This window comes from Bacillus sp. FSL R7-0646, assembly GCF_037969865.1.
GTDB classification, from domain to species: Bacteria; Bacillota; Bacilli; order Bacillales; family Bacillaceae; genus Bacillus; species Bacillus licheniformis.
This window is the reverse complement of sequence record NZ_CP150217.1, coordinates 3,615,056-3,633,257: the sequence shown is the minus strand read 5'-3', so window position 1 is coordinate 3,633,257 and position 18,202 is coordinate 3,615,056. Positions and strand designations below refer to the sequence as shown.

The 18,202-nt window shown below is 36.8% G+C and carries 13 protein-coding genes; 9 read left to right on the top strand and 4 right to left on the bottom strand.

Features of this window, described 5'->3' with window-relative positions:
• Positions 1-247: 247 nt before the first annotated feature.
• On the bottom strand, positions 248-922 hold the full coding sequence (locus tag MKY62_RS18960; RefSeq protein WP_009329692.1) for a hypothetical protein: 675 nt from the start codon (positions 920-922) through the stop codon (positions 248-250).
• The gene (locus tag MKY62_RS18955) at positions 915-1,571 is read right to left on the bottom strand and encodes a glycosyltransferase family 2 protein (RefSeq protein ID WP_009329691.1); all 657 of its coding nucleotides are present in this window, start codon (positions 1,569-1,571) and stop codon (positions 915-917) included. Before MKY62_RS18955 ends, MKY62_RS18960 begins: the two co-directional genes overlap by 8 nt.
• Before the next feature lie 1,155 nt (positions 1,572-2,726).
• On the opposite strand from MKY62_RS18955, the gene MKY62_RS18950 reads away from it, so the two are divergent.
• The 6 genes from MKY62_RS18950 to tagH all read left to right on the top strand — a co-directional run bounded on the left by MKY62_RS18950 (position 2,727) and on the right by tagH (position 12,108).
• Positions 2,727-3,902, top strand: a complete 1,176-nt coding sequence (locus MKY62_RS18950) for a hypothetical protein (protein ID WP_009329690.1) — start codon at positions 2,727-2,729, stop codon at positions 3,900-3,902.
• A 56-nt stretch (positions 3,903-3,958) separates the two neighbouring features.
• The gene (locus MKY62_RS18945) at positions 3,959-6,730 is read left to right on the top strand and encodes a CDP-glycerol glycerophosphotransferase family protein (protein WP_225315892.1); all 2,772 of its coding nucleotides are present in this window, start codon (positions 3,959-3,961) and stop codon (positions 6,728-6,730) included.
• A 9-nt stretch (positions 6,731-6,739) separates the two neighbouring features.
• A complete protein-coding gene (locus MKY62_RS18940) occupies positions 6,740-7,951 on the top strand; it encodes a glycosyltransferase family 4 protein (RefSeq protein ID WP_339613838.1) in 1,212 nt (403 codons plus the stop codon).
• The gene (locus MKY62_RS18935) at positions 7,941-9,464 is read left to right on the top strand and encodes a glycosyltransferase (protein WP_016886517.1); all 1,524 of its coding nucleotides are present in this window, start codon (positions 7,941-7,943) and stop codon (positions 9,462-9,464) included. Before MKY62_RS18940 ends, MKY62_RS18935 begins: the two co-directional genes overlap by 11 nt.
• Before the next feature lie 212 nt (positions 9,465-9,676).
• Entirely contained in the window at positions 9,677-10,492 is an 816-nt protein-coding gene (locus MKY62_RS18930; protein WP_016886518.1) for an ABC transporter permease, read from the top strand.
• Between the two features lie 20 nt (positions 10,493-10,512).
• Complete coding sequence (gene tagH, locus MKY62_RS18925) at positions 10,513-12,108, top strand: teichoic acids export ABC transporter ATP-binding subunit TagH (protein ID WP_016886519.1); 1,596 nt, start codon at positions 10,513-10,515, stop codon at positions 12,106-12,108.
• A gap of 47 nt (positions 12,109-12,155) precedes the next feature.
• Here tagH and galU read toward each other — a convergent pair whose 3' ends face one another.
• Positions 12,156-13,034, bottom strand: a complete 879-nt coding sequence (gene galU, locus MKY62_RS18920; RefSeq protein WP_016886520.1) for a UTP--glucose-1-phosphate uridylyltransferase GalU — start codon at positions 13,032-13,034, stop codon at positions 12,156-12,158.
• Between the two features lie 349 nt (positions 13,035-13,383).
• Between galU and wecB the strand changes: the two genes are divergently transcribed.
• Positions 13,384-14,523: a UDP-N-acetylglucosamine 2-epimerase (non-hydrolyzing) gene (gene wecB, locus MKY62_RS18915; protein ID WP_009329683.1), complete on the top strand. Its 1,140-nt coding sequence runs from the start codon at positions 13,384-13,386 to the stop codon at positions 14,521-14,523.
• 31 nt (positions 14,524-14,554) lie between these two features.
• Here wecB and MKY62_RS18910 read toward each other — a convergent pair whose 3' ends face one another.
• A complete protein-coding gene (locus MKY62_RS18910; protein WP_009329682.1) occupies positions 14,555-15,475 on the bottom strand; it encodes a LytR family transcriptional regulator in 921 nt (306 codons plus the stop codon).
• Between the two features lie 198 nt (positions 15,476-15,673).
• Between MKY62_RS18910 and MKY62_RS18905 the strand changes: the two genes are divergently transcribed.
• Together MKY62_RS18905 and MKY62_RS18900 are read left to right on the top strand one after the other, a co-directional pair.
• Positions 15,674-15,994 carry a hypothetical protein gene (locus MKY62_RS18905; RefSeq protein WP_003185762.1) on the top strand — a complete coding sequence of 107 codons (321 nt, stop codon included), beginning with the start codon at positions 15,674-15,676 and terminating at the stop codon, positions 15,992-15,994.
• A gap of 29 nt (positions 15,995-16,023) precedes the next feature.
• Complete coding sequence (locus MKY62_RS18900) at positions 16,024-18,168, top strand: SpoIID/LytB domain-containing protein (RefSeq protein WP_003185760.1); 2,145 nt, start codon at positions 16,024-16,026, stop codon at positions 18,166-18,168.
• The last annotated feature ends 34 nt before the right edge of the window (positions 18,169-18,202 follow it).

Sequence of the window (18,202 nt, the reverse complement as noted above, 5' to 3'; positions counted from 1 at the left end):
ACACTTCTTCACGACCTTAGTCCGTTTTTCCTTTCGGGTTAAGGTCGTTTAATTATGATTTCATGGAAGATTAAAGGACTGCAAGTTGATATATGTCTGTTTTGCGTCCTTAACTTATTGAAATCTAGAGGACAACATAACTTCATCTTTCACATTGACAATGCTTATCAAATTTCCATATAAAAAAATTCCCCTTTAAGTACACTGTTAGTGTTTTTAAAGGGGAATTTTTATTTCCTGATCAATTTCAAACAAACCAACGAATATGAAAAGGATACCAGGATAAATCATCAGCGTTCTGATTTGTGACTCTTAATAATTTCAGCCGACCATTGGGTTGTACCTGCCAGTATGCTAAACTGCCATGTGAAGAAACATTGGTGTATTGAAAGTTTCGATCCGGTGCCAGCTCTTTTGGGAATTCAATATATTCACCTGACTTCCCTTTAGAGATCCCTTTAATAGCTCCCGATAGTTCTACTTCATTTCCTATTTTTCTAATTCGGGGAAGGGTGTCTTGGGCATAAACCTTTGCATTGTTTAATAATTTGACTTCGCTATAGTTAAAGCCACTATCATAAGTGGTAGATTGGGGTTGAGCTGCATTGTTAGGTAAAGAGTTAAGCTGTGTACTCCTCAATTCGTATATTTTATTTAAAGCTGACTCGAAATCCTTGACTAGCATATATTGTAATGACTTTTCATTTTTTTGGGTAGTGTATCTTAAATGAATATCTTTTGTGTTTAAGGGTTCAAATATCAGTTCCTCTTTAAAGCTTTCTTTATCACTTGTTTTATAAAGATACGAGAATAAATCATTGGATGACAGATTTAAATTTCTATCTAACAGATATTTATAAGAATTTCTCCAATGGACACCAATGGTTTTTTCAGCATGCAACAGGGCAGGATTGTTAAACATTAGAGAGAGCCAATTCAAAAATATTTTTATTAATAAATTGATTGGTTGATCTATAAGGGAAATGAGCCAATTTTAGGTTTAACTTATCATTTATTTTTTTCTTTCCCTTGTAATAAACGTAATGGTTTCCATTTCCTATTTTGTAATTTTCATAATCTGTTTTGTCATGGCAAATTAGAGACTTTGCAGATTGATATTTTTTTCTCCTATACTGTATCTTCTCTAAAACGTTTTCGTTAAACGAAAGGTCTTCTAAATAAGCGTACTCAAGCCTATCCATTTGATATATATTACCCTGTTTGATATTTTCTTTGAGTTCGGTTATATCTCCATATATAAACTCATCGGCGTCTAAAAAAATTATTGCATCGAAACTAAATTCCTTGGAAATTTTATGGTATGCTTCAGTGGTCTTTTTATTTTGTTCAAATGACGGATCATCGTCTTCCCATAGTGTTATAGGCAACCCTTCATTTAAAAGATTTTGTAATATTGTTCTCGTTTCATCATTCGGACGATTAATTGAAATGAACATATGATCGAGAAACTTTAAATTGTATCTAATAAATACTTCTATAATATCAGCTTCGTTCTTTACCATTGTAAAGGAAACAATAGTTTTTTTATCTTGATCGCATGATTTGTACACTGTTGGCAACTCCTTAAAAGTTTATCGGCTAATTTAAAAGTCTGTTTCTGTTTGGTCTTTTGTACTAATACCTTCTTTTTATTCTAAACAAAAAAAAGAAAATAACAAGTTTCAGCTAGTCAATCGTAATATGGCAGTTAATATTTCCTTGTTTTAGCTTGAAGTTGTCCATCGTCTTTTAATTTTTTGCAGACGACTTGAGTACAGCTTGAATCTGTTGGCTCTGTGCTTTAAGAAATCATTCAAGAAATTGAGAAACATTTAGAACTTGGCTTTATTCAATTTTCAAGAGAATGACTCAGCCGCGAAAACCGTAAGACGTTCAGATAGATATTTCTCTATAATCAGAAGTCGTTTCGGTTACGAATAAAACTTGTTGAAGAAGGATATAAAGCGATCCTAAGTGGAATCGGTTAAATTACATGTGGCATTTGGACGGCAGCAAGTCATATCATTGTAAGGTGTTTACTGAGTTCGCTGGCAGCATGGAAAAAACACTTTGTAGCCTAACAGATGATTTTTGTTGAATGTCTAAGGTGCAGTTCTTTGGAAATAGATCGAAAAAATGTCTAGAGAAATAAGGGGACTAATAGTATTTAAGAATTGTCTTGGTTGAACGATTAATGACATAGTGCCTATTTTATATGCGGTCACTAAGTTATAAAAGATCAGGATTTTTTTTGTCCAAAAGGCATTATTTTTATCTTTGAAACAGCTCCCGCCTTCTTTTTTCTTTGTGTTGTCAATAGATCATTCGTGCTGTTTAAGGTGTGTTTTTCGCACTTTTGATTTAAATAGGAGTTTATAACCCCCTTGTGAATCAAAAACTCGACCGTTAGACATGTTTTTTTGAAAATCAACCTCCTAAAGATCTTAACTTTCAGCTTCTTTTATGATATCATAAGACATTATTAAACACTGTAAAAAAAAATGTTGAATTGGTATTAGTAAAGGAATATTTGATTACCACAGAATTTTTTGGATTGTTTTTTAATTTTATTTTAGATTATTTTGTTTAATTAGAATATTGAAATTCTTCATATAGAAGTGATAGCTGTTACTTCTTTTTTTGTTGTTTTTTGTGGAGAGCGTTTGGATAATTATTTAGTTTAGCGAAAAAAATAGTTTATATCGGGTATTGGGGGATAAGTAATATTGGTTATTGATGATGTAAAGCATATAAGTATGAACTTTTTTAATTTGAATTTAAAAAATCAACCTGAATTCACGGTTAGAATTGTCAATCAATTAGATCAAACGAAAAGCTTATCTCTTCAGAAATATGAGAACAAGCAGGGAGAAATACTAATAGATTTAGAATCGCTTTATTTATATGAAGAAGGCGATTATGAGATGTTTATTTTTAATTCGAATACGGGAGAACAAACGCCTGTATATTGCGGGACTGACCTGTCTCCTCAGAGTTATAAATTTAAAAATAATGAATTAAGCAGGTTAGAGGTAGGATGCAGCGAGGATAAAGTTTTAACTTTTTCGATACGAAACAATGACATTGTGGTTAATGCAGTCAACACAACTTTTTCTGAAAAGTTGTTTACGGTTGAAATTGAGGTCTGTGGAGAAATCGACTTGAAAGGCATTAACCCTATTCTCTCCATTAAAAAACGTTCAAAGTCTAATAAATACGGCCAATATGTACATGAGCATCTATACGACATAGAAATAGATGAAGTAAACAACAACCTACTCTTTCAAACCAATTTGAAAGAGATTTTAAAAAAAGCTATGTCCCCTAGTGAGGTATATGATCTTTTTTTAAGGTTAGAGGATAACGGACAAGTTAAAGACTATCCAATAAAGCTGATGCGAAAAGATTTCAATGAAGATTATCAATATGACAACAAAACTTTATATAAATTCAAACCATTTTCCACAATATATAATACTCTGGCATTTATATTCCAACCCTTTGAAACGGAAGTTTATCTTTCTGAAATAAACAAATCTGAAGATTCATTAAATTTGGAGGGAGCAATTATAAGCAGCGAAAGTGAGTTGGATTATTTTGTAAATAAAACATTTTTTATATTAAAGTCTCTTAATAAACCAAATGTATATCATTCTCTGATTGGGAAAGTAATAGATGGTATATTCCAATTTAAATTAGATGATGAGTTTTTAAGATGTATGGAACGAAATTCGAGATGGCGTTTGTTTATTCGAACATATAATGCATTTGATAATCATATAGACTTTCCGGTTAAACTTTTTGGTTATCAAAATCAGTCTTCATGTCAATTTGATTATCAAACTTATTCTGTTTCGCTACAGCAAACTCGTGATCAAATAATTATTTCAATTAATAGCTAAGGTCTGAGGTGAAAATTTTGCTCCTTAAAAAGTTGTGGAAACCCAAAGGTAGTCGGATGAGTTCACTGCTTTCAATTACATTTTTTGATGAAGTAATTAAATTGAATGTGAAAATGAATGATACTGTGGATGTTTCTGATTACTATAATTTACTTTTTTTATTGAAAAATAGGTCTACGCAAGAAGAAATCTTAATAAACCCTGATGAGGCAGTAGCATCCAATACAGAAATTTCAATTCAATACACCATTGATAAAAGCGTTTTTGGGCAAGTAGGGCTTTGGGATGCCTATATTTTAAATAATGAATCGGATAATAAATATCGAGTATATGATGGTTTAACAGCAAAAATGGAGATGAGATCATCGTCAATAAAAGAACTCGGACGAAATATTATTCTTTATTCGACGGTTAAAGGAAACCTATCTATTCGTGTGACATCACTAGAACCATTTTATATGCTGAAAAAAATTCATATCAATGAAAATGGAGCACTTTTAATAAGAGGTGTAGCCGGGGGAATTGATATTAAGGATTTAGAAGAGGTCGAGGGAGTTTCCTTTATATTGGAATCTAAAGACCATCAAGTTTTAGAAAAAAGTTTGGATTTAATAAGAGCAAATGGTCAAATCTTTTTTGAAAAAGAGATTAATCTTCGGGATGTCTTGTCTCTATTTAAATCCTCTAAATTATCTGTATATATAAAAACAAGATATAAAGGAGAAGAATATACAAGCTCTCTCTACATTAAAAACAAAAGTGTGCTTCCGAAGGATAGCATTTTTATTAACCATCATTCCATCTCTTTTCACTCGGTAAATCGTAAAACCGAAATGACATTTGAATTATATATCAAGAATATAGAAAGTCATTATGAATTGAATGAAGTCTATTTTAAAGATGAAAATCTAACCATCAATGGAGAAGTATTAAATAAATCGATAGGTGAGGAAGTTTCATCTGTACTTTTTAGAAATAGATCAGATTTTTCAGTGGTGAAAATTCCGATAAAGACAAATATCATTAAGATCAATTTAGCTAATCTGTTGAAGGATGCAGAACTAGGCCTGGGAATATGGGATATTTATATTGAAACAAATTACAATAGTTATCGTGTATCAAAGGTATTGGATGACATCGAACATAAACAAAAAATTGTTCAATTACCACAATACACTATGGAAAATAGTTTAAACGAACTTTTTTCTGTTAAGCCTTATTATACATTAAACAATGATTTATCTTTATTAATTCGTAAAGTGGCAGCTCAGAAAAAAATTCAACATTACAGAATTGAAAAAGACTCTTTTATATTAAACGGCCTTCTTAATGTAAATCCTTCAAATGGGGAAATGGCAAAAACCTTAACAGGTGAATTTTCGTCCGTTATCTATTTTCGGATTCCAAATAAAACAGAAAAAATAACTGTCCCGGGAACAATTAACTTGGAGAAAACATCCAATACCATTTTGGAATATTCGTTCGAATTCATTAGCAGCTTCTTAAATCGTGATGTTTTAAATGATCTAATACGAGATATTAATTTTGATTTAGCCATATTGAAGGTTCATATTGATGATAACAAATTTATTTCTCTCCAGCTTAATATAGATGCCCAAAAAGGCGTATTTTCATTTGAAGATAGAGCAAAACTAAATAATAACATTATTAATAGATTATTATTTAAAAATTATAATGTGGTTTATAGAATTTTTAATAAAAGTCTTCCTATTAATAATAAAATCATTGTGTTTCAAAGTTTCCATGGGAAAAGCTATTCATGCAATCCTAGGGCAATTTATGAGGAGTTAGTGAGAACACGGGGCCAACAATATAAGTACGTGTGGGTTTTAAATAATATAAACAAAAAGTTAACAGAAAACAGTAACACTGTTATCGTAAAACCTAATTCACTAAAGTATTTTTATTACATGGCGAAAGCAAAATATTTTGTTAACAATGGTAACTTTCCTGATTTTTATCGAAAGCGTAAAGGGACTGTTCATATCCAAACATGGCATGGAACACCACTAAAAAAGTTAGGATACGATATTAGCCCGAATTCACCTTCATATAAAGAAAATACATCACCTGCTCTTATTAGAAGAAATAGTAGATGGGACTTTACTGTTTCGCCAAATACTTTTACTTCATCTGTGTATAGGAGTGCTTTTGCTTTTAAGAAAGATATATTGGAAACAGGGTATCCTAGAAATGATATTTTTTATGTGTCCAATAAAGAAAAGATCGCAAATTCTGTAAAAGAAGAGTTGGGGATTCCGAGAAATAAAAAAGTTATCCTTTATGCGCCGACCTGGAGAGATGACGATTTCCACAATAAAAAACAACATGAACCATTTCAATTTAAATTTAATTTAGACCACTTTATTGAAAAGTTCGGTGAAGAATATGTGCTACTAGTGCGGCTTCATTACCGGGATGCAGTTCGTGCTCAAATAAGCAAATATGAAGGACTGATTTATAATGTTTCAAACTATGATGATATTAAGTATCTTTATTTAATTACTGATATTCTTGTAACCGATTATTCTTCTGTCATGTTTGATTTTGCTAATTCCGGAAAACCAATTATATTTTTTGCTTATGATATAAATAAATATTCTTCTGCTCTAAGAGGCTTTTATTTTAATTTTAGGAAAGAGGCTCCTGGTCCGATTGTTACTAATGAAGTGGATTTATTTAAGTCAATAAATAATATAAAACAGATTAGTTTTCTGTATAAAAATCTGTACAAAGATTTTTATAATAAGTATTGTGAATTCGATGATGGGCTTGCATCAAAAAAAATAATTGATCGTATATTTTAGGGTGAGATAATGAAAAAATATTTTTTGGTTATGAATGTCTTTGGAATGGGCGGAACTGTAAGAACAGTCTTGAATACAGCAAATTATCTGGTTGATCAAGGAGAGCCAGTCGAAATTATTTCTCTATTTAAGAGGCAAAAGAAAGAGTTCTTTTATATAGATCCCCGTATAAAAATAACTGTACTGCACGATATGACAACATGGGATAAAAAAGGAAAGAGTTTTAAAGCAAGGATGGGTAATTATCTTTTAAATAAAGAATCTAAAATGATTCATCCGGACGAAGAAGCTCGGCATTTCTTTTCTTTATTATCAGATATAAAACTTTATACGTTTATTAAATCAATAAAGGAAGGAATTTTGATTACAACGAGGCCAAGCTTTAATTTATTTGCAGCTAAACATGCGCCAAAAGGGGTTATATTAGTTGGACAAGAGCATTTGAATTTTTCAGTTTACTCAAGCAGAATGCAACGGTCGATTCTCAAATACTACCCTCGTTTAAATTATTTATTAACACTTACAGATGATGATACACACGATTATGTGAAGTTGTTTAAAGGAACAAAACTCAGAATTAGAAAAGTTACGAATTCTATTCCTGATATAGATCCAATGCAATCTTCATTAGAATCCAAAACGGTTATAGCTGCAGGGCGACTTGTTGAACAAAAGGGGTTTGATCTATTAATTCATTCTTTTAAGCAAGTTGTTGCAAAACATCCGGAATGGAATTTAAAAATCTTTGGTATTGGTCAGGAAAAAGAAAATTTGAATAACCTCATTATAGAAGAAGATCTTTATAATCATGTTTACTTAATGGGACCGACTGATAATATTCAAAATGAATTGATGAAATCCTCAATCTATGCTCTCAGTTCTCGTTTCGAAGGTTTTGGCATGGTTATAGTTGAAGCGATGCAGTGTGGAGTACCGGTTGTAAGTTTTGACTGTCCTAAAGGGCCATCTGAAATAATCAGAATGAATGAAGATGGCATATTAGTAGATAACGGTGATGTTGATCAATTTGCTCATTCTCTAAACTTTTTAATTGAAAATCCGGAAAAAAGAAAAAAGATGGGGAATCAAGCAATTATAAATGTAGATAGATACTCTACAAAAAATATCGGAAAAAAATGGCGAAATCTTTTTCAAGAAATCGAGAACTCATCACCAGTATTAGTGGAACCTAAAATTGGAGTGGATAACCATGGACTATAAAGTTTACATGCTCATGTTTGGCGGTTTGCCCGCAAAACCAACAGGCTTAGCAACCTCAGTATTAAGAAGAAGTAATGTTCTATCAAAAAATAATATTAAAAATGATATATTAATACACGAATGGTACATTAATTATGATGAATGTATTAATTCCCTGGAAGATAATAATCAACTGGAGCCCAACACCACAGTTCGTTATTTATATAATGAACTCTCTAATGATACACAGAGAGATGAGAGAGTCCAAATCGTCCATTCTCCTGAACAGGATGGATGGGTTGCGGTTCAGGACGAGGTTAAGAAGAATGTTTATAGATGCTATAAGGATGGACTTTATTTAAAATTCAAATGGTATTCGGAAGAAGAAGGGCATTTATTGTTTATTGATCATTTATTGCCTAACTTCACCAGAGAGAAACGTGAATGGTTTGATTCGAAGGGATACGTAAGAAAAGTAGAATATATGGATTATCAAACAAATACACCATCCAGGGTTCTGCTTTTTAACAAAAAAGGAAACTGCTATTTGAGTTTTTCAAGAAACCCAAAAACTAATAAAACGAACCAAATTATTTACTTTGATGAAAACGGCATCTTCAAGGCGAAGTTTAATAATGAAAAAGAGATGTTAGCTTATTGGCTATTAAATTGCGTATTAACTGAAGAGAAAAAAATGTTCTTAATATCTGAATATGGTTTTAATCGAGTCCAGTTGCAGAGTATTGAGAGTAAGCTGCAAAACTTAAAGGTTATTTATACATTCCACAGCAATCACTTTGCTGCACCATATACCATCGGCAGTCCGATAAGAAAAGAACAAATTGACTTCTTTAATCATATTCACGATTATAGTGCGGTTGTGTTTTTAACAGAAGAACAAAAGAATGATATAATTTCACAATTTGGTGCAAGTGACAAGTTTTTTGCGATACCGCACCATGCCCCAAAGGTAATTGCAAAAGATACTCAACGAGATTCTCGTTCTGTGGTTTTTGTGGCAAGATATGAGAAGATGAAAAATCAGGATCATGCCATAAAAGCGTTTAAAAAAGTTGTTGATAAAATACCGGATGCAAAACTAGAACTTTATGGGCGGGGTTCTGAGGAGCAAAATTTAAAAAACTTAATCAAGGAGCTCGGTTTAGAGAATAATGTACTGTTAAAAGGCTTTTCTGCTGATGTTTATAGCGTATTTTTTAAATCAGCACTCTCTTTAGTAACTTCTGATTATGAAGGGATTTGTCTTTCCTTAATGGAAAGTATGTCTGCTGGATGTGTTCCAGTTTCCTACAATTTCAAGTATGGTCCTAGAGATGTTATTTCAAATGATGTTGATGGGAAAATTGTAGATAGAGGAAACATTGATCAGCTGGCGGATGCAATTATTGAGCTATTAAATGATGGTGAAAAGAGAGAAAGAATGTCAGTTGAAGCGGCTAAAATAACTGAGAAGTTTAGTGAAGAGAGATTATTGAAAGACTGGAAAAAACTTTTTGAAACGATTTCAAATTAACGTTTTTCAGGCATACTTAAAGAAAAGGCTAAGGGGTAACTTAGCCTTTTTCGTATTTGGATCGCGGAGAGTTGGTTCCAAAATGCTAAATGAAGGTTCTTAACTTTGTTTTGATGTGAAAAAATTTTCAACATCTGTTACAATAAACTGCGGTACTTTAAATTTCTTTAGCAAAAAAACCCCAAATCAAATTAGTTTAAGGAAGATAACCAATGAATGCAATGATAAAAGTTTTGAAAGAGGTATTTTCTTCGCTTCCGCTCATTATGCGGCTTGCGGTTTATGAAACAAAGTCAACGTATCAAATGAACTATTTGGGTGTTGTTTGGCAGTTTCTAAACCCGCTGATCCAAATTTTAGCCTATTGGTTTGTTTTTGGAGCAGGAATTAGAGGCGCTAGAGCAGATGTCGAACACTATCCGTTTATTATTTGGATGCTTGCGGGCATCATTCCTTGGTTTTTTATTAGCCCAACGATACTTGATGGATCAAACAGTGTATATAAAAGAATTAATTTAGTGTCAAAAATGAATTTTCCGGTCAGCTCACTGCCGGCCGTTGTAATTGCTTCAAATTTATTCAGCTACTTTGGGATGACATTGATCTATGTCCTGATCCTGATGGGTAGTGGATTTTTTCCCACGTTGCATTGGCTGCAATATTTTTACTATCTGTTCTGTATGATTGCATTTATGTTTTCATTCAGTCTGTTGAATTCAACAATCAGTGTATTAGTTAGGGATTATCAGTTTTTGCTTCAAGCGGGGACAAGACTTTTGTTTTTTCTCCTGCCGATCTTTTGGGATGTGGCACACAGTTTGGCAAACAAGCCGTATGTGGTAACAATTATTAAATTAAATCCGCTTTACTATATTATTGACGGCTTTAGAAACAGCTTTTTAAATGGTGAATGGTTTTTTCAAGATGTAAAATATACTTTGTATTTCTGGGTATTTACATTGCTGCTGTTGACGGTGGGGTCCATCTTGCATATGAAATTCAGGGACAAGTTTGTTGATTTTCTTTAATAAAGTAAGGAGAATATACGATGAAACTAAAAGTTTCGTTTCGAAATGTTTCAAAACAGTATCAGCTCTATGAGAAACAATCTGATAAGGTAAAAGCGTTGTTCCTGCCTAATAAAAGTGATAAAGGGTTTTTTGCTGTGCGAAATGTCTCTTTTGATGTTTATGAGGGGGAAACCATCGGTTTTGTTGGGATCAACGGTTCCGGTAAATCGACGATGTCGAATTTGCTTGCAAAAGTTATTCCGCCGACTGCCGGTGAAATCGAGATGAATGGACAGCCCTCTCTGATTGCAATTTCGGCTGGATTGAACAACCAGTTGAGCGGAAAGGATAACATCCGGCTTAAATGTTTGATGATGGGGCTGACCAACAAGGAGATTGATGAGCTTTATGATAAAATTGTCGAGTTTGCTGATATCGGGGATTTTATCAATCAGCCTGTTAAAAGCTATTCAAGCGGGATGAAATCGCGCCTCGGTTTTGCGATATCAGCTCACATCGATCCTGACATTTTAATTATTGATGAAGCACTGTCTGTCGGTGACCAGACATTCTATCAAAAATGTGTCGATAGAATTAATGAATTTAAAGAGCGCGGAAAAACGATTTTCTTTGTAAGCCATTCAATTAGTCAAATTGAGAAAATGTGCGACCGTGTTGCCTGGATGCACTATGGCGAAATGCGCATGTTCGGCGAAACCAAAAAAGTTGTAAAAGAATATAAAGCTTTTGTTGATTGGTTCAATAAGTTGTCTAAAAAGGAAAAGAAAAAATACCAAATTGAGCATGTCAAAGAAAGAATGCTTGAACAAAAAGAGGAGAGAACAACTCGTTTTTATAATAAGGGGAAGAAATCAGAAACCGTTGCTAACGCTATACAGATATCCATCCTGTCTGTATTGCTTGTTGCAATAGCAGCAACGATGTTTATCAGCACACCTTTGCGAACAATTGCTTCTTTTGGCGCTATTCCGGGAAATGAAGCAAAGAAAACAGAACAGCATCAAGAGCAAAAAACAGGCCGTTTTACGAAGGTAAATCAAATTGGGTATGTGTTAACTGAAGATCTTCAAACATATAGTGATAAAGAAGCGAAACACGAAACAAAGGTTTCTTTAAAATTTGGAACAAAAGTGACCCTTATTTCTCAAAATAAAAAAGTTGCAAAAATCAATTTCAACCAAAAAAATTACTTTGTTACTAAAAATGGTGTTACTCTGGGGAATGAAAAATCAAAAGCTAACCTATTAGTGAACGCTTTTAAGCCGTATTTCAGTGAAAATGCTCAAGCTTCTTATGAGTATTTACTTTCTTTTCTAGGAAAAGACGAGGCAGTATTACAGGAAAGTTTAAAAGGGGTAACGAAAAAAGAGTTTGAGGATGGAAGGAACGGCTATTATCTTAGATATGAAAATGTAAGTTATGTTTTAGAAAATCAAAAGGCAACGACAGTTATATTTCACGATATCCAGAAAGTTTCTCCTAAGTCTTTAATGCTAAAAGATGATCAAGTAATTTTAGATAAGAGCAAGAACAGGTATATGATTAGGACAAAAAATCAACTGTTTATTATCGATAATGATGAGCATAGTCTGAGTGTTGCTTCTGCATACTAATAATAAAACTGGCAGCGATCCAATCCTGCCAGTTTTATTTTGGAATTTTATATTTCTTCCTTTGCTAAAAGGTCCTGCATAAATGGAATCAGCGAATCCTTCAGTTCGTCGTCCTGCATGGCAAATTCGAGAGTTGTCTGGATAAAACCGAGTTTTTCTCCAACGTCATAGCGTTTGCCTTCGAAGTCATAAGCGAATACGCGCTGGATTTCGTTTAACTTCTGAATCGCATCTGTCAGCTGGATCTCTCCGCCTGCGCCGATTTGCTGTTTATCTAAGTACATGAAAATTTCAGGAGTAAAGACATAGCGTCCCAAAATCGCAAGGTTAGACGGTGCTGTGCCCGGTTTTGGTTTTTCAACAAAGTTTTTGACCTGGTATAGGCGCCCTTCATTTGTCAAAGGATCAATGATCCCGTAGCGGTGCGTTTGGTCTTCAGGCACCTGCTGAACGCCGATTACGGATGAGAGAGTCTTTTCGTACTCGTCCATCAGCTGGCGAAGGCCAGGTTTTTCCGCTTGGACAATGTCGTCTCCAAGGAGCACTGCGAACGGCTCGTCTCCGATAAAGTTGCGGGCGCACCAAACGGCATGTCCGAGTCCTTTTGGTTCTTTTTGGCGAATATAGTGGATATCAGCGAGATTTGACGCTTTTTTTACTTTTTCAAGCAGTTCGGTTTTACCCTTCTCTTCAAGGTTTCGTTCGAGTTCCGGCGAGAAATCGAAATGATCTTCAATCGCTCGTTTGCTTTTACCTGTTACGATGATAATATCTTCAATGCCGGCTTCGACAGCTTCTTCAATAATATATTGTATGGTTGGCTTATCAACGATTGGAAGCATTTCTTTAGGCATCGCTTTTGTTGCAGGGAGGAAACGTGTTCCAAGGCCTGCTGCGGGAATTATGGCTTTACGAACTTTCTTCAATTCAATACACCTTCCTTAAACTATGTTTTCTACTCAGCGAGAAAAAAATGCGCTTTAGCAAGCGGAGAGTATGCAGAATATATGTATGATATACCCCGGAAAATTACAATTACAAACTCATCATATAAGAAAAACAATTCTTAAACAAGTGTAAACAGGTATAAAGCATAAAGATGTTGTATAATAAAGAGAATTCTCATTATCCATCGGTAGGTTTGCGGTTTTATAAATATATGTTTTATGATGAGATAACAAACGTATTAAAAAGAAATCTGGCTCCTGCGAGAAAAATATAGGCAAAGCTTTCTTTGTAAAAAAGCTGTTCATACAGAAAACAGGTGATAGAAAAATGAAGAAACTAAAAGTCATGACAGTATTCGGCACGCGCCCTGAAGCCATTAAGATGGCGCCGCTCGTCCTTGAATTAAGGAAATACCCCGACATTGAGTCTTATGTGACGGTTACAGCCCAGCACAGGCAAATGCTTGACCAGGTGCTTGAAGCTTTTAACATAAAGCCTGATTTTGATTTGAATATCATGAAAGAAAGGCAAACGCTGGCTGAAATTACGTCTAATGCGCTTGTGAAGCTGGACGAGCTGTTTCAGTCCATCAAACCGGACATTGTGCTTGTTCACGGTGATACGACAACGACATTCGCGGGAGGTCTTGCCGCTTATTATCACCAAATTTCCGTCGGCCATGTAGAGGCGGGGCTCAGAACCGGAAACAAATACTCGCCGTTTCCCGAAGAGCTGAACAGGCAGCTGACGGGATCGATTGCCGATCTTCATTTTGCGCCGACAGAGCAGGCCGAACAGAATCTGCTCCGCGAAAATAAAGACCCGGAGACGATTTTCGTCACGGGAAATACCGCAATTGATGCACTTCGCACAACAGTGAGGGACGGCTATTCACATCCCGTTCTTGAAAAAATCGGGAATGACAAGATGATTTTGCTTACCGCCCACCGCCGTGAAAATTTAGGGGAGCCGATGGAAAACATGTTTAAAGCGATCAGGCGGATCATCGAAGAATTTGACGGCGTACAGGTTGTTTATCCCGTTCATCTCAATCCCGCTGTTCGCGAAGCGGCTGCAAAGCATTTCGGCGATTTGGATAAAGTCCATCTGATAGAGCCGCTCGAAGTCATCGATTTTCACAACTTTGCGGCTGAAGCTCACTTCATCCTCACCGACTCGGGAGGGGTGCAGGAAGAAGCGCCGTCGCTCGGAAAGCCGGTCCTCGTGCTTCGCGATACGACGGAACGCCCTGAAGGCGTTCAGGCCGGGACGCTTAAACTGGCAGGCACGGAAGAAGATAAGATCTATCAGCTGACTAAACAGCTGTTGACCGATCAAGATGAATATCGCAAAATGTCCCGGGCTTCAAACCCGTACGGGGACGGACAGGCTTCGCGGCGAATTGCGGAGGCGCTTCTTTACCGGTACGGATACCGAAGCGCGAGGCCTGACATGTTTAAAGATTAATAAAAAAAGCTTCCTTTTCAGGAAGCTTTTTTTATTTATTAAGGCTTTCTTTCAATTCGGCGGTAATGTCGGACAGGGAACTTTCATCGGCTTTGTAATAATAGATTCCGTTGATTTTTGTGCCGTCGCCTTTCAGCTCATGCTGAATGACTTTTGAGCGGGCTTCCTTATAGCCGGATTGAATATCCCACATATCGTCAAACGTGAGATTCGTTTTAACGTTGTTTTCGATTACTTTGAACATATCTCCGAATTTCGTAATGGATGATATATTGGCGCCTTTATTAATGATTCCTTCGATAACCTGACGCTGTCTGTTCTGGCGCCCGAAATCGCCGTTCGGGTCCTCTTTCCTCATTCTCGTATAAGCGAGCGCTTCTTTTCCATTCAGCGTAATCTCGCCTTTGCCGAATGAATAGCCGTCATATTTGAAAGCGAACGTACTGTTCACGGTAATGCCGCCAAGCGTATCTACGACATCCCTGAAACTTTCCATGTTCACTTTAACAAAATAATCGACTGGAACGTCGAGAAAGTTCTCAACCGTGTCAACCGTCATTTGAACACCGCCGAATGCGTATGAATGGTTGATTTTATCCAATTTGCCTTTACCGATAATTTCAGTATACGTATCCCGCGGGATGCTGACCATTTCAGTCGTTTTCGTTTTCGGATTCACCGTCATATAAATGAGGGAGTCTGCGCGCCCCTTATCACCGTCCCGTTCATCGACACCCATGAGAAGCACGGAAAACGGGTCATGGTTATCAATATCAACTTCTGAATCGCGTTTTTTTGACTTGTTAATATTTTCATGAATACTCGCCACAGTAGATGCCGCTTTATTCCATAAATAATAGGCATAACTGCCTGTGCAGAGGACAAAAATTCCAAGCAAAGCGATAATGGTATATAGAATTTTTTTCTTTTTCTTTCTCTTTTCAGCTCTCATATAGCCCTCACCTTTTATATAGTCTACTTTGATTATAAGTTTCTCACAATTCGAAAACAACAAAAACTTATATGTGTCCTTTTGGATAGACGAAATCATTAGAAAAATGTTTCAAAAAAACCAATCAATCTGCAAAATTTTTCGCTATAATTAAAGAATCTGTTGGAATTTGTCGATAAAAAGGGAGAGGTGAAGAAGATGAAAAAACTCATAGTTCTAACATTATCAATGCTGCTTTTGTTGTCAGCCTGCGGCACTTCGGGCCAATCGGAGGACAAGTCAAGCTCAGACAATAAAAATGCGGCCTCTGAAGAAACCGTCACTAAAGAAGGTTCATTCGCGGGGTTGGCTGACAGCCACACAATTGCGGTGAACATTGACGGCAAAGAAACAACGCTTCAAGTCGATGAAGATCTTCAGGACAAAGTCAATTCCATTGAAGAAGGCAAAAAAGTCGAAGTCCAATATACAAAAGGTGAAAATGGCGTTTTGGAGCTGAAAAGCATCGAAACAAAATAAAGAGCTGAATCAAGGGGGTACATAACGTTTTGAAAAAGATGAAGCTTCTGCTTCTGTCGTCAGTAACTGCCGCAGCTCTGATGTTTACACAATCTGCCCAGGCTGCCGACAAAACCATTTCGGTAAAGTTAAGCAATTATTTGGGCAATAAATCAAGCGTTGATGTCGACATTACCGGCGCATACGAAATCCCGGGCTCGGGAATCGCCGCGACAGAGCGGTACGGCGGGGCGACCCGCTTCGATGTGGCAAACAATGTCGCATCTGCCGGATGGACGAACCCGAGCACTGTCGTGGTTGTCAATCGGGACGCTTTTGCGGACGCGCTTTCTGCAACTCCGCTTGCAAAGAAGTACGATGCGCCGATTCTATTAACGGATGCGGGTACGCTGACGGCGAAAACCGAAACTCAAATTGCCAAGATGAAGCCTGATAATATCTTAATTATCGGGGGAACAACGAGCGTTTCCAAAAATGTTGAAAACACGCTGAAAAAGTATGGGGCAATTGACCGCATCGGCGGCGCCAACCGCTATGATGTGTCCAAAAACATCGCGAGCCGGATGGGGTCCTACAGCCAAGCGATTGTTGCCACCGGCTTAGTCTTTTCCGACGCTCTGTCTATCGCGCCTTATGCGGCAATGAACGGTTATCCGATACTGCTCTCAGGGAATAATACAATCCGAAGCGATTACAATATTCCGAGCAAGGTTACGATCGTCGGCGGTCCGTTGAGTGTCAGCACAGGCGTTGAAAACACATTAAAGAAAAAAGCGGCTGTTACCCGCATCGGCGGAGCGAACAGATACGAAGTGTCAGCGAACATTGTCAACACGCTTAACATGAACGCATCAAAGGTTTTCATGTCTAATGGAACGACTTTTGCGGATGCGCTGGCCGGTTCCGTCCTTGCTGCCAAACAAAAGCATCCTTTGCTGCTTGTCCAAGCGGGCAGCCTGCCGACACCTGTTGCAGATGTAGTCGCGAAAAAAGGAACACAGTCTTTTGCTTTGCTTGGGGGGACCACCTCGATCACGGATTCATTGAAAAATAGCCTGGCAGATATGTTTACCGGAGACGGATACTCTGTTAACGTGTCGAGCGGAAAGCTTGTGCTCTATAAAAATAATAGAGCCGTCAAAACGCTTGGAACGTCGTTTACGGCATCACCTAAAAAATATTCGACGTCAAATTCCATCAGCATCAACGGAAGGCCTTATTTAGGCAAGATGAAGTTTACGATTGAATCAAGCAAATATGTTCGGCCGATAAACGAAAACATTCCGTTCGAAGATTATTTAAAAGGTGTTGTGCCGCACGAAATGCCGGCAAGCTGGCAGACGGAAGCGTTAAAAGCCCAAGCGGTGGCGGCGAGAACTTATTCGGTCGGTTCCGCAGGAAAAGTAGTGGCCGATACGCAGGCGTTTCAAGTATACGGAGGATACGACTGGAATTCGAAGACATCCAGCGTTGTAAATGCCACAAAAGGACAAGTTTTAAAATATAACGGCAATTTGATTTCAGCCGTTTACTCGTCAAGCAACGGGGGATATACGGAAGCAAGCGCAGAGGTATGGGGCGGTAGTGTGCCATATTTAATTGCCAAAGCGGATACATATGACCCGCAAAACAGCTGGTCGATTTCCTTGAATAGGACGCAGATCAATACCAGCGGCTTAAACCTGAGCAGCCCTGGCACATGGTGGAATACGACAAATGAAACGAACTCCGCCTATTTGTCTGGACTGAAAAGCTGGTTTATTACCAATAAATATCCTAGTGCAGAATCTATTAAGATTACGAAAATCTCAAGCCTGACCCTGAGCAGCGCAAAAACTGCCGGTCAGCGGCCGAAAACAGCAGAGGTGAAGTTTTCTTACTTTGTTAAAGAAAAATCAAATGGCTATGTTCTATCAAACGGAAAACTTTCAGAAAAAACAGCGACGATTTCCGTGACGACGACTCAATTAAGATCGATGCTGGGCGGCATGAATATGAAGAGCACGTATGCTTCTGTATCCAGCAATACGAACGCTTTTACTCTCAGCGGTAAAGGATTCGGACACGGCATCGGCATGAGTCAGTACGGAGCAAATGCCAGAGCTGCTGCCGGGCACGATTACAAGAAGATTTTAAGTTTCTACTATCCAAATACGACTCTATCAAGCTATTAATAGAGTTTGAACAGGAGGCAGCAGTGCCTCCTCT